The 12,754-nt window shown below is 43.3% G+C and carries 11 protein-coding genes; 5 read left to right on the plus strand and 6 right to left on the minus strand.

Features of this window, described 5'->3' with window-relative positions; genetic code table 11:
• Positions 1–340 precede the first annotated feature (340 nt).
• The gene (locus tag MKZ12_RS24355; protein WP_339257213.1) at positions 341–1,987 is read left to right on the plus strand and encodes an RNA polymerase sigma factor; all 1,647 of its coding nucleotides are present in this window, start codon (positions 341–343) and stop codon (positions 1,985–1,987) included.
• 277 nt (positions 1,988–2,264) lie between these two features.
• Here MKZ12_RS24355 and MKZ12_RS24360 read toward each other — a convergent pair whose 3' ends face one another.
• Entirely contained in the window at positions 2,265–2,774 is a 510-nt protein-coding gene (locus MKZ12_RS24360; RefSeq protein ID WP_339257215.1) for a helix-turn-helix domain-containing protein, read from the minus strand.
• Positions 2,775–3,169: 395 nt separating this feature from the next.
• On the minus strand, positions 3,170–3,838 hold the full coding sequence (locus MKZ12_RS24365) for a cyanophycinase (protein WP_339257217.1): 669 nt from the start codon (positions 3,836–3,838) through the stop codon (positions 3,170–3,172).
• 561 nt (positions 3,839–4,399) lie between these two features.
• Here MKZ12_RS24365 and MKZ12_RS24370 point away from each other — a divergent pair.
• From MKZ12_RS24370 to MKZ12_RS24380, 3 genes are all read left to right on the plus strand, one after another.
• Entirely contained in the window at positions 4,400–5,206 is an 807-nt protein-coding gene (locus tag MKZ12_RS24370) for a hypothetical protein (RefSeq protein WP_339257219.1), read from the plus strand.
• A 227-nt stretch (positions 5,207–5,433) separates the two neighbouring features.
• Positions 5,434–6,822: an N-acetylmuramoyl-L-alanine amidase family protein gene (locus tag MKZ12_RS24375; RefSeq protein WP_339257221.1), complete on the plus strand. Its 1,389-nt coding sequence runs from the start codon at positions 5,434–5,436 to the stop codon at positions 6,820–6,822.
• A 31-nt stretch (positions 6,823–6,853) separates the two neighbouring features.
• On the plus strand, positions 6,854–7,399 hold the full coding sequence (locus MKZ12_RS24380; protein ID WP_339257223.1) for a GerMN domain-containing protein: 546 nt from the start codon (positions 6,854–6,856) through the stop codon (positions 7,397–7,399).
• A gap of 120 nt (positions 7,400–7,519) precedes the next feature.
• Here the strand turns inward: MKZ12_RS24380 and MKZ12_RS24385 are convergent, their stop codons facing one another.
• Both MKZ12_RS24385 and MKZ12_RS24390 read right to left on the minus strand, forming a co-directional pair.
• Complete coding sequence (locus MKZ12_RS24385) at positions 7,520–9,055, minus strand: helicase DnaB (RefSeq protein WP_253440624.1); 1,536 nt, start codon at positions 9,053–9,055, stop codon at positions 7,520–7,522.
• Between the two features lie 385 nt (positions 9,056–9,440).
• The gene (locus MKZ12_RS24390) at positions 9,441–9,734 is read right to left on the minus strand and encodes a YuiB family protein (RefSeq protein ID WP_339237474.1); all 294 of its coding nucleotides are present in this window, start codon (positions 9,732–9,734) and stop codon (positions 9,441–9,443) included.
• A 268-nt stretch (positions 9,735–10,002) separates the two neighbouring features.
• On the opposite strand from MKZ12_RS24390, the gene hemQ reads away from it, so the two are divergent.
• Positions 10,003–10,749: a hydrogen peroxide-dependent heme synthase gene (gene hemQ, locus MKZ12_RS24395; RefSeq protein WP_062837936.1), complete on the plus strand. Its 747-nt coding sequence runs from the start codon at positions 10,003–10,005 to the stop codon at positions 10,747–10,749.
• A 292-nt stretch (positions 10,750–11,041) separates the two neighbouring features.
• Here the strand turns inward: hemQ and MKZ12_RS24400 are convergent, their stop codons facing one another.
• Entirely contained in the window at positions 11,042–11,296 is a 255-nt protein-coding gene (locus MKZ12_RS24400) for a hypothetical protein (protein WP_339257225.1), read from the minus strand.
• A complete protein-coding gene (locus tag MKZ12_RS24405) occupies positions 11,293–12,486 on the minus strand; it encodes an NAD(P)/FAD-dependent oxidoreductase (RefSeq protein ID WP_036605766.1) in 1,194 nt (397 codons plus the stop codon). Before MKZ12_RS24405 ends, MKZ12_RS24400 begins: the two co-directional genes overlap by 4 nt.
• Between the last annotated feature and the right edge of the window lie 268 nt (positions 12,487–12,754).

Consider the following 12,754-nt stretch of genomic DNA (forward strand, 5'->3'; position numbering starts at 1 on the left):
GGAACGAAGGCGTACCCCAAGTACCCGAAGAAGAACTTTGGCTCGTGCTCCTAGTTTGTATCCTCCCATAGTTGGACGAAAAAAAGTATCTTTATATACTAAAAGTGAGAACTTTACATCTAAAGTAATTTCAACTTGTTTAACTCTTTTCCAATATACTTAACAAAAGTTCATATCGTCTCTTTAACCATTGAAATGACCTACTTATGATGTTTGTAATTATACGTGTATGAGTGATCCGGTAGGACGTCCAAATTTTTAAAAAAATAATCCCAACCTTTATTTCGCCTGGCACACTATATAATTGTCAGGAATTACAGATGCAACTATGGAGGAAACAATGGATTCAATCAGTAAAAACGGAAAAGAAGCCGCAGAAGCGATTCGGAGCTATGTGAAACCGATTTTCGGTTTTGCGTTAAACCGGGTCAAGCACCGGGCCGAAGCGGAGGATCTGGCTCAGGAGATTATGCTGCAGTTGTTGAAATCCTTCTCTGGGCTGCGGGACATTAGAAGCCTTGACGCTTACGTCTGGACGGTTGCTCGATACACTTGGGTGAATTGGTTGAAAAAGCGCGAGCACGCTCCCCAAGTAATCGAAATCAACGGTATGTCTGAACTGTCTGCCGCTCCTTCCCGGGAGCCGCTTGACCGGTTGCTGGCAACCGAAGCTTCACGCGAGCTGCGCCGAGAAGTCGCGTTTCTGTCCGATATTCATCGCCGGATCGTGGTCATGCATTACTACGAAGAGCTTAAAATCAGCGATATCGCGATTGCTCTGGACATTCCTGCAGGCACGGTGAAGTGGCATTTGAGCGAAGCTAAAAAGGAGTTACGGAAAGGGATGAAACGTATGCGTGCAACAGGAACTTTAAGTGTCAATCCAATCAGCATGGGGGAAATGGGCCATTCCGGTTCGGCCGGAAAAATGGGCGAAACCAACGATTTTCTTGGGCGCGCCTTGGCGCAAAATATCGTTTACGCAGCTTATCACAAGGCGCGTACCGTACATCAAATCGCGGAGGAGCTCGGAATGCCGCCATCTTTGCTGGAAGGCGAAGTCCAGCACCTGGCCGATTACAATTTTCTCATCCAAACCTCCCCCGGCAAATATCAAAGCAATACCATCGTCTGGGACCTCTTCGAGTTGGCCGTAGCCGGCCATCGATTCTGGCAAGATTGCGCCGCCGAAGTAGCCGATGTTCATTTCGACGCGTTAATGGAAGTTCGCCAGCAAGTCGAGGATAGCGGAGTGTACGTTCCTGACGGCGACTATAACTTCCTGCTCTGGACCTTGCTGCCCAAGAACATCGAGGAGCAATCTTGGCGGAGCATGCCGGCTGGTGAAAACTTCGATGCGGTCGCACCAATGCGAAAGGACGGAGGTCAATATATTGCCTATGCGGCGTTAAATCGGAGCCACTATGCCGATCCGGGTTTTGATATGAGTAGTTACGTCACCTTCGGTCCGTCGCTTCGCTACGTCGAAGACTCTCCTTTATACTTGTGGCAATTCAATACGTACTGGAGCGACCGCCAGATGGATTGGCGATTCCTGGAATATCGGAATGTCGAGATTTGTCATGCGTTCCAACAAGGGGAACTGCCCGACAACGAAGAGAACGCTGAGCAATATTCGTTCCTGCTGGAGAAGGGGTACATCCGCAAGACGAAGGGGGGATACAAGTTCAATGCGGTTTGGATGGACTCTCCGCAAACGTTGGATCGGTTGAACAAAGCAATGCCGGATTTGTCCGCTCTGTATGCGCCTGCTGTCGGCAAGCTCTACGACAAAATGCTCAACCTGTTCCTGCAAAATCAGCCGAAGCATTTGGAGCCGCAGCTTGCTTACATGGTGAGAGGCAACACCGGCGGAGGCCGGCTGGTCGCTTATATTTTGAAGCATTTGATCGATAATGGGAAGCTGAAACCGCCGTTGCCGCACCAGCAGAAGACGATTTCAACCTGGATGGGACCGGTCAAGTAAGTCGGTTCGGAGGTGTATACGAAGAATAGTCGTTCCCGGGCAGTGGCCATTTTTACACAAAACGCTGTCTGTCCAACGAAGTGATCAGGACATCTCTATTTCACTAGGCCCCCTCCTGAACGTATGGAAATGATTAAAAACTACCCATGGCGCATGTGCGTCATGGGTAGTTTTTAATCGCAATCGTATCAGCCAGAGTTCTCCTCTACCTTACGATTTTTTATCTTTCTTGTTGTCATTGAGCTAACGTTTCCCGTTGATTAAGAAGAGTCAAACTTTATGGTTCTGTATTTTCAGTACCTTCAGAAAAAAGAAAAGTTACCTCTAAATCATTATCGCCTCTAATTTCATCTATAGTTTTTGAAATCATATGGGAGTACCTCTGATATAACCAGTCTGTGGCAAACGGATCTTGACCTGAAATAATGAGAGTGTTGTCAATTTGAATTGCTGTAGTACTTGTAAACCACCTATCAAAGCTTGGCTGAGAGATTTGGTCTTTTATTTTTTCTAGAACTGATTTCCAAAGGTCATCCTTGTTATTAAGTATATTCGTTTTACTTGTATGAGCATCATTCTCTTCTGGAGTTAGGAAATAATCGACTGTATTATTAAATATCTTAGCTAATCGAACTAATATATCAATATCAGGTAAACTTACACCTCTCTCCCACTTTGAAACAGCCTGATGACTAACTTTTAAAACCTCACCAAGTTGTGTTTGCGTCATGGATAACTCTTTACGGTTTCTTGCTATAATCTCCCCGACCCGCTTAATATTTATCATTGGTTCACCTCCTAAAATGAATAGTAATTCAGGAACTTATTTATGTATATCAAATTGTGGTTGAAAAATACTCTTCAAATTGCAACTTATAGTTTCATTAAACTAGCCTGCCCGTTAGCTTAATGAGGAACTCATCATCCTAACATAATTTTCGTCTTCTCTACTTTCTGTAAAGGTATACCAATAAGGATCGTAGCACTTGTGCAACCATCCCTATTGTCAGTCCGTTAGTTGAAATAAGCAATTGATCCCTTTGATACCCTGCTGACTATAAGTCCTAGGGATATTAAGATTGCATCTTTTTACAAACAGTATTCCAATTATAGAAAGGAGACCTGTCTTGATTTTATACATCAAAAGGAATCACTTATGTAACTCACAGCCACTCTCCCTAATTAGAGCGTCTCAACCAACTTCTGAATCTTGGAGTGGGAAATTAAATATACAGGACCTATTATTTCTATTTTGCCGTCCTTTACACGTATAGCACTCTCCTGTAATCCCGCATAAACATCAATATCCTCGGACAAGGGGAGCAGGTAGCCTTGAACCAGCGCATCGTAGTCGAGTCTGGCATGAGATTCGTAGGCAAAATGTCCAAAGCCTATACCATCATAAATTGTATTTGTTTCAACCTTATGGCCAGCGTTTTTCGAGGATAACCATTTTGCAGCCATGTTTAACGCACCAGCGCTGGCACCAATGATAACGGCATGGCTGTTCTTAATCGCATTCGATAATTCATAATCCAACAAAAAATCGTTCTGCAATACAGGATCTCCACCGCATAAAAAAATGACAGAAGCGTTCTGAATGAATCGCTGAGCATCTTCTTTCTGCATGCGGTAATCAATGAAATGATATTCATCAAAAATAATGTTAGCCTGATTCAACCAAGTCCATTCAGTAATCTCATCCATGTTAATTGGCTCATCTTTATAACCTGACGGATCAGCACTAATCATAACAAGCGATTTTCTGTCTTGTATATCCTCCTGCAAACAATGGACCAGTTTCTCTGGGAAAAAATGATTAAACCAACTTAAATAGTAATGAGTTTTCAAACTTAATACCTCCATATGTATTTTTACATTCATCCATTCTTAACTCGCTCCCATCAACAGACCGGTCTTCATTCCTAATAACCCCTGCCATATCAAATCTCAATCTTTCAAACTTCCCAATCAACTCTTCTGTAATCCTCTTTTTATATGCAGTATACAAAATAATCCAATTTATTAATAGAGTACATTTACCATAGCTATAATCACGTTAAAAAAACCGGTCCTTCCCCCGGGCAACATACACTTTTGTATGAGTTACTTACTTATAAATTCCACCATCTTCTGATGCAATTCCTTCTCAGAACATTGAAAGGTACATTAAAGTCTTGAGGGTTACGTTACGGATCAATGTGTTTAAAAACGAAACTAAGAACCGTTCATCGTTACTAATCAGCCGTTTTAAAACCTCACTTCAAATCATCTCTAAAATTTCATAACTTTACAAATTAATGATGATAAGCAAAGATTGTAGTAGTCTACGAGCCATTTGTTTTCATCTGTCACAACGATCTGGAGGGAATCACATCAGGTAACCGCCTCCCCACTTAAGGAGTGATAATCATGAAATACACCCATGCTTTATTATCAAGCATCATTGTTTTAGGTAGCTTAGGCACGTTATCCACTGCACCAATTTCATTTCATGATTCTGATAAAGTAGCACACATTGCTGCTAAAACAACTTCTGTGAACGCTCCGACATACCAGAATATACCTAAGTTCAAAAAAACGATAGCCTCAAACAAAATGGTCTGGAAAGGTGACAACACCACTATAACTGCAAGTACTGTAGAGCAGGATGCTGCTGCCGACTTTGAGCACAACATGATTGACACGATCACAGTTGCTCATGGTAAAGAAAAACACATCCTACATACGGATGACTTTGGAGTGAAATTAATCGATATCACAAGTGTTGCTGAATCTCCATCTAAATGCTGGATTGCTATCCGAGCAGAGAAAAGTGCCGGCAGCAATCTTATTCTTGTGAACGTTAAAACAGGAAAGTACATTATCTTAAACGAACGTCTTGAAAACGCAGGTAAACAAGATGTCGAAACCATTACATCTTATAATTGGTCACCAAAAGAAGAAATCATTGCATTTGCTTATGGAAATACGGAGAAGAGCATTTTAGCCATATACGATACAAAGAAAGACCGTTTAGTTCATCTCCCTCGGGCTACCAACTATATTAGCACCGGTTTAATTTTATGGCATAAGGACGGAAAAAGTATGGATTACATTAGTGAGTATCCTTCAGATCAATGGATTCTTTTCAGATACGATACCACAAGCAAAAAAGTTAAACCTGTAAAAAAAATGACTCGGAAAGAATCTCAGCAGTGGTTTAAATTAGATAAATAACATCATTATTTAACTTTCCTTCCTTTACCCCCTACCTACTGACAACAGTTCTCTTGTCCATATTTTGTAGTAAACCGATTTTCTTTACGACTTTTATGTCGTTTTTAACGTTCATATTAGTGAACAGAATATTATAGTAAATTTGGGTTTTCATCAAAGAAACAGGAGGTGATTGGTTTTTCCCCGTTAGAAGTCTAGTACTACGCAAATTAAAACCGAGGTGTAAAATGAAGAAATCTATCATCCTGTTACTATTCAGTACGCTGCTACTCATGCTAATTCCCATGCACACCCATGCAGCTACGAATCAAACTAAAATTATTTTAGATGGCCAGGAGCTAGTTTTACCTCATGATATTGAAGTCGTTAATGTACGAAACAATATTATGATTCCGATTCGAGTAGTCGCTGAGAATTTAAAATTCAACGTGAAGTGGGACCAAAAGACACAAAATGTAAATATCGAACAAGCTTCCAATGCAATTTCCTTGACCGTTGGGAAGGATCAAGCTACAGTCCAGAACAACACCGTCCAACTTAATATCGCTCCACAAATGATCAAGAATACGGTTGTTGTTCCCCTACGTTTTGTTAGTGAAGAGATGGGTCTGAGAGTGGGCTGGAATAACAAAGACAAGATTGTTACGCTAACCAGCAATAATGTATCACAACCAGCTTCACCCTCTCATGAAAATGATGCAGGCACTAACCTGGTTCATGATATAACGTATGCCAATAATCAACTCGTCGTCTCATTGGACCGTGAAGTTGCTCCAGTCATATCTACACTTAAAAATCCCGAACGGATTATTTTGGATTTCCCATCCACCAATTTCGGAAATATGGGACAGGTCCCCTCTGGAGGATCCATGGGAAGACTGGATGTTAACGAATTCCCAAGTGTTACTGATATACGTTATTCTCTTTTCAAAAATGATCCTCCTCAGGTTCGAATCGTAATCGAATTAAACAATATAAATTCGGTGAATTACACACAACAGACAATCGCCGGCAAATTTATCCTTGATCTAAGTATGGCTAATGAACCTGCACCTGCAACTCCTGTGAACAGCGGCAAAAAAATCGTCGTTATTGATCCGGGACATGGAGGAAGTGATCCAGGTACAATAAGTTACACCAAGAAACCCGAGAAACATTTTGCCCTTGCTTTAGGGCTAAAAGTGCAGGCTCTTTTGGAAAAGGAACCTGACATAGAACTAATAATGACTCGGGAAACAGATATCTACCCTACACGACCGGAACGTGTCAAACTTGCCAACGATCTCAACGCAGATGTGTTTGTATCTATACACGGTAACAGCGTCCCTGCTGCTCCTCAGATATCGGGAACGGAAACGTATTATTACCAACGGGAGAGCAGTAAAGCACTAGCGACCCTCATTCATAAAAATCTGATCGATGCCTTGGGATTTAAAGATCGTGGTGTTAAGAACGGAAACTACCAGGTGATCCGAGAAACTACAATGTCTGCCGTTCTTCTAGAAATCGGATTCTTAAGCAACCAGATGGAAGAAGAGGCCATGATGTCAGAAAGCAATCAAAATAAAGCAGCACAGGCCATTGTGGATGGGATAAAAGAGTATTTGAAGCTATAGGGCAGTGAATAATTCAAGAGGATGTGCTTCTATGAAAAAAAGAATCTATGTGGCTATCGCAATATGTGCAATAAGCATACTAGCGATAGGGTGCGGTAGCAAACCTACTTCTACTGGTCCAGTGCAGGGTTCCGATCCTGTAAATACGACACCAGCGCCAACAGCTAACCCAAGCGAAGAAAATGGAGAATCTCAAGAAATTGAGGTTTTTTACGCAGATGATCAATTATTACAAGTAGAGCAACGTAAGAAGGAAATTACATTCAAAGATGACTCCGAAAAATACAGTAAGACTTATGCAGCACTTCAAAGTAGTGATCAAACCGAACTAATTCCATTGTGGAGAAATATTGAACTGCTTTCTGCTACTTTTGATCAAGGGAAATTAACGCTGGATGTGCATATTCCGGATGAAGCAAGATTAGGGTCTGGCGGAGAACTCTTAGCGATCGATGCTTTGAAAGGAACCTTTTTTCAGTTTGATGAAGTAACCCGTATTGATTTGCTTGTTGATGGAGATGCAACTGACAGTTTAATGGGTCATGCAGAATTAGAACATCCACTAACTCGTGAATAGATCCATCCGATGGAACATACAAAGCATGATTTAAAAATAAGAGCCATTCGCATCAATACATTGCGAATGGCTCTTATTCCTTCGGTGAACGTGGACTTGCACTTCTTCTTGGTCAGGGAGTTATGAAGTTCCTTTTTGTTTACTCGCCTGCATCTGCTGGGCAAATCTCATCATCTCTTCGAACTCTTCCTCAGATACGGCATCCCCATCGTTGCTTATGTCTTGTACAATCGGAATTTCGGGCTTAGCTTTGGTTCCTTTGCCGTATGTACGGGTACGGGTTCCAGCTGCACCAGCAGCCTGTTTGCCTTTGACCTTGGCCTGATCACGAATATATTGCACAGCTTTCTCATATGAGTTCACCTGTTTGAGCAACATGTTGGAGGCAATCGCCTCAACGAAGTTACGGTTAATCCGCTGCTCTCCACCAGATACAAGTAATGCCATCAGATAATGAATCAATACATTGATGACTTCACCAGGCAACTTGTAGCTCAGATCAATTTTCTCAAATATATCAATCAGATTGTCCGGTACTGCACCTGGGAAGAACGTCTGCAACAGGCGGGTATACGGCTCGTTACGCAACATCATATTGTATTGATGAATATCACACTTCGTCATGAATTGCGGGGGTACTTCGACGTAATATTCCATCTGTACCCCATGCTCAACAGGTGGTTCACCGGAGTCTTCTTTCCGCTCTGGCTCCTCCATATGCTGCCTCAGTGCCACAACCTTGGCTGCCTGTACAGTCTGTTGCTCATGGCGCTTCTTCGTCTGTCTGAACTGCATGCTCGCTTTATGCTGAAGATCATCCAGAATCAGCTGGCCCTGTGGAGTGAAGATATCATCTTCATCCAACAGACGGCATACATCCTGCACACTAAGATTGAACTTGTTCACTACGTAATTCACAATGCCCAGTTGTTCATGATCGAACCGCAACTGCTCTACATGACGGCGATTGACCGACTCGCGCGGGAAACGCAAAATAATGTCTGCATAGTTCAAACTGTTTTCTTCCGCTGCATCGTTCGTGCCTGTCCGCTGGGCCGTCGTTGATACTTCCGACAATGCTTGCTCCAACTCGTAATCAATCACATGGGTATTCAATTCAAATATATCGTAAAAGGGAACAGAAATATTCTCTTTGTTGGCTGCCGGATAAGGCGCGTCCCCATTTTCCACTGCCGAGAACCCGGAACGCAGAGAAAGGACGGCGAATTTGCCTATCTTGTCACGAAGCAGCAGTGTCAAATGCTGTGTCCGGAAAAACTCTGCCGGAGAGAGCGGCGGTTGCAGCTCATATTCGTAGATGTAATCATCATTCTCCGGTATATATAGCCGTGAAGTCTGAAGTAGTCCCACCGCTTCAAGCTTGGATGCCTGCTCTACCAGATATTTACGCCCTTTCTCGCTTGGCTCCAGGCCAAGCGTCATGAACAGCCTCCGTTGCTGCTCCAGCGGCGAATAACCGACCTGTTCACCGGGAAGATGCTGAAACAACAGCCGATACAAGCCAACCGCAAAAGCACCTACCATGGGCTGATATGCTCCTGTAAGCATACGGTCATCCAGGGCGCTAAGTCCAAACTCCCTGTATACGCAGTAGCGATGATGTTCAGTATAATGGTGCAGATTCTTCATGCGCATAGCCTGATCTCCTTCTCCCCAAATGTGTGTTTATCTATTCTATCATAAATGTCTGATCCTCAAATGTTCAAAAACAGGTAAAAAGAGGGCCTGTTCTCGCTCCGTTTCGTCCTAGGTCGACATCATTCACGTTTTCGCCGAATTCAGCAAATTTCTAAAATAAAAATGTCGAGTGCCGCTAGAATACTATAAAAGCTGTAGCCGCAGAATACAAGGGATTCTCTAAAGAGAATGTTCTCCAAATGTATATGAAGTACAAGTGTACAATAAACCTTCTGATATAAGTGAACAGCAAAAAAGCCTTCCCTTTGTACTCGTAAGCGTTTACGACAAAGACAAGACTTTTACGCGATTACAGTGGCATGTGTTACCTCGTTCCAACAATCTAAAACATTTTGTACCCACCCAAACGTAACTTCTGGATCGTCCAGCCACTGATTACCGCACCAGCCAGTCCAGCGATGCCCGTCATATAGTCCACAAGTTGGAAAGAACTCAGATGTGACATCAGAGACGACGAATGATCCCATAGAGAGTATACAACAACAGGCAGAATTACAATGATGAACAGATAGGAAGGAAACCAGGTGGTCTTCATCAGCATGTTCAGAATGAAACCGATACCAAACATCATAACGAAAAATAATACCATTAATACCAACACAGGTATAAATTGCATCGGGCGACATTCACCTCTTCTTTCACACTTTCGGGTTTCACTTCTGGATAGTAGTTAGTGTACCGCAAAAAATGTGGCGAAGCAACGAACTTTCTGGACAAATTTCCCTATATTTATGTACTGTTCATTTGCCCTTCTCCTTCATGTTGGGATACAATGTAAACGATAAAGCACTCACCCGTCCCTTATAGTGCGTGTTCAAAAAGTAAACTTTTGAACAACCTCTTATAGGGATTTGGAAATATACCTTGCAGGAGGAACACAACCAATGAACGAAGCAGCATCAACACTGGAGGGCTGGTATGCCCTGCATGATTTTCGCTCGATTAACTGGGCCGCCTGGAAAGCAGCAGATGATGAAGAACGTGCTGTAGCACTGGACGAGCTTCAGGAATTCTGGAAAGAATGGAAAGAAGTCGAGGACTCATCTAAAGGAAGTACCGTTGTATATACGGTTGTAGGTCAAAAAGCCGATCTCGTCATGATGCACCTGCGTGAAACGCTGGAAGATCTGAAGGCTGTTGAGAACGCGTTTAACAAAACGATGTTTGCCCAGTACACAACGAAGTCTTATTCTTACGTCAGTGTAGTGGAACTGAGCAACTACCTTGGCAAAGAAGGCGAAGACCCGATGCAGAATCCGGAGATTATCGCCCGTCTGAAACCTGTTCTGCCACAGCGGCAATACATCTGCTTCTATCCGATGAACAAAAAACGTGAGCTGAATGACAACTGGTACATGCTGTCCATGGACGAGCGTCGTACGATGATGCGCAGTCACGGCATGATTGGCCGCAGCTATGCGGGTAAAGTAAAACAGATTATTACCGGCTCTGTCGGTTTCGACGATTGGGAATGGGGCGTAACGCTGTTTGCAGATGATGCGCTTCAGTTCAAGAAACTCGTCTATGAGATGCGTTTCGATGAAGTTAGCGCCCGTTATGGCGAATTCGGTTCGTTCTATGTGGGAAGTCTGTTGAACGAAGGAACTTTAGAAGACATGCTTAAGCTGTAAAATAGTACACCGCACAAAAAGCACCGCGACATCTCCTGTAAAGGATATTGTCAGCGGTGCTTTATTATCTATGAATATTCTACTACCTCAAGCTTGATTTAGATCTATATTGTTTGAACTATTTATTTACACAAAAACGGAAAGGAAAGAAAAAACCTGAAAAAGCGAAGCGTTCGCCTAAAAGCTTTCTGAAAGAAAGCTGCATCGGAAGCATACGCTATCACCGGATTTTCCCTTTAACAAAAGGGAATCAAAAAAATCTGGGGATAACAGTGATTGAAAGGTTATGGCTCTAATCCTCGTCCTCTTCATCAACAGCTTTCAGTGATTCGAGGAATTCGGCAGTGGCCCGGTCACGGTCACGACCTTTCTCCTTAAGCCGCTCAATCGCGGGCATAATGAGAGTATCCACTTCTTTCTGCACGATGTAGGCCAGATCATATTGATCCTGTTCCTCCAGATAACCACCGACCTGCATCAGGGCGTTGTACCGATCCAGTTCGTCACGCGTCAATAACCCCCGGACCTGAACACTGCAATGTCTCATCCAAAAAACCGCCCTTTCTTCAGGACTAGCGGAATACCACCAATGATGAACAGATAACGCAGATCAACCAGCTTCTTCAACTGAGCCGCTTTCCAACCCTTGTACTTCTTGCCGCCTACAACAGCAATCGCTTCACCTTTACCCAATGAAGCAACCGTACCTTTGCTCGTAAATACAAAAGGCTGTGGCTGTTTCTTGCGAATGGATGCCACGACGTTCTTCGCGCAATTCACACCCTGCTGCATCGCAATCTGGGCTGTTGGCGGGTAAGGCCGTCCTTCCGCGTTGAACACAAGTGAATTATCACCAATCACATAAACATGCTCATGTCCCGGGGCACGCAGATAGTCATCCACTTTTACCCGGCCACGCATCACTTCAAGACCGGCCTGTTCCAGCAGTGAGTTACCACGAATACCACCGGTCCACACCACTGTGGCAGCATCGAGCTTTTCACCCTCACCCACAATAACCCCATCGGGGAGACACTGTTTGATTGGAACACCAATTTTGAAGGTAACGCCCTTCTTCTTCAGCACGTTCATCGCATGTTCTACCAGTTCCGGGTCAAATCCAGGCAAGGCCGAAGGCGCTGCCTCTACATTATAGATATGCACATGTTTAGGATTCACGTCGAACTCCTTGCACAGCTGTGGAATACGATCTGCAAGTTCAGCTACGAATTCAACGCCACTGAAACCTGCTCCACCTACAACAAAACGAATACGATTTCGTTTGTTATCGTTTTTGTACATCGCAAATTGATATTCGATGTGTTCTCGGATCAGTCTAACCGAGTTAATGCTGCGGATTGTCATGGCGTGATCGAGCATACCCGGAATACCGAAGGTCTCAGGCTCACCGCCTAGTCCAATAATCAGATAATCATAGGATAACGTGCCGTCCTCCAGAATAATCTTCCGATCCTGCAGTCGAATCTCCTTGACAGAAGATTTAACCAGATCAATCTTGAACTCATCAATCAGCTTCGAAATAGGGACTCTTGCATGCTCAATGGTATCCGTGCCGGCTGCCGGCATATGTAGATGTGTAGTAATATAATGATAATCATGCCGGTTCACCAATGTGACGTCGGCCTCGTTATAGTTCAATTCCTTCTGCAGCCGCTGGGCTGTCAGAATCCCGCCATAGCCCGCGCCGAGGATGACGATTTTGGGAATACTGCTCATGTCTATACCCCTTCCGGTTTCACTTGCATCAGCCCAATCTTGGTTGAGATGCAAAATGCACATACTTACAAATATTGATGAGGTCTTGCCCATTATGACGACAAATGTTAACTTCGCGAATTTATTTAAACGTTTGCATCAATTTCATAGCTCATTCCATTGATTCGTTTGCACGCAAGTTAGCGATTCAAGTTGTGAAATTAACCACAAGATTCTACAAAACACGGGATCTGTGCTCATATTACATATTGACTCTAAATTAGACAAA

The organism is Paenibacillus sp. FSL R5-0713, assembly GCF_037973325.1.
Lineage (GTDB): Bacteria > Bacillota > Bacilli > Paenibacillales > Paenibacillaceae > Paenibacillus.

What these genes read in the sequence shown, in the direction of transcription:
- MKZ12_RS24375 (WP_339257221.1), top strand. Translation starts at nt 5,434, where the DNA reads ATGAAGAAATCTATCATCCTGTTACTATTCAGTACGCTGCTACTCATG.
- MKZ12_RS24360 (WP_339257215.1), bottom strand. Translation starts at nt 2,774, where the DNA reads ATGATAAATATTAAGCGGGTCGGGGAGATTATAGCAAGAAACCGTAAA.
- MKZ12_RS24385 (WP_253440624.1), bottom strand. Translation starts at nt 9,055, where the DNA reads ATGCGCATGAAGAATCTGCACCATTATACTGAACATCATCGCTACTGC.
- hemQ (WP_062837936.1), top strand. Translation starts at nt 10,003, where the DNA reads ATGAACGAAGCAGCATCAACACTGGAGGGCTGGTATGCCCTGCATGAT.
- MKZ12_RS24380 (WP_339257223.1), top strand. Translation starts at nt 6,854, where the DNA reads ATGAAAAAAAGAATCTATGTGGCTATCGCAATATGTGCAATAAGCATA.
- MKZ12_RS24405 (WP_036605766.1), bottom strand. Translation starts at nt 12,486, where the DNA reads ATGAGCAGTATTCCCAAAATCGTCATCCTCGGCGCGGGCTATGGCGGG.
- MKZ12_RS24355 (WP_339257213.1), top strand. Translation starts at nt 341, where the DNA reads ATGGATTCAATCAGTAAAAACGGAAAAGAAGCCGCAGAAGCGATTCGG.
- MKZ12_RS24390 (WP_339237474.1), bottom strand. Translation starts at nt 9,734, where the DNA reads ATGCAATTTATACCTGTGTTGGTATTAATGGTATTATTTTTCGTTATG.
- MKZ12_RS24400 (WP_339257225.1), bottom strand. Translation starts at nt 11,296, where the DNA reads ATGAGACATTGCAGTGTTCAGGTCCGGGGGTTATTGACGCGTGACGAA.
- MKZ12_RS24370 (WP_339257219.1), top strand. Translation starts at nt 4,400, where the DNA reads ATGAAATACACCCATGCTTTATTATCAAGCATCATTGTTTTAGGTAGC.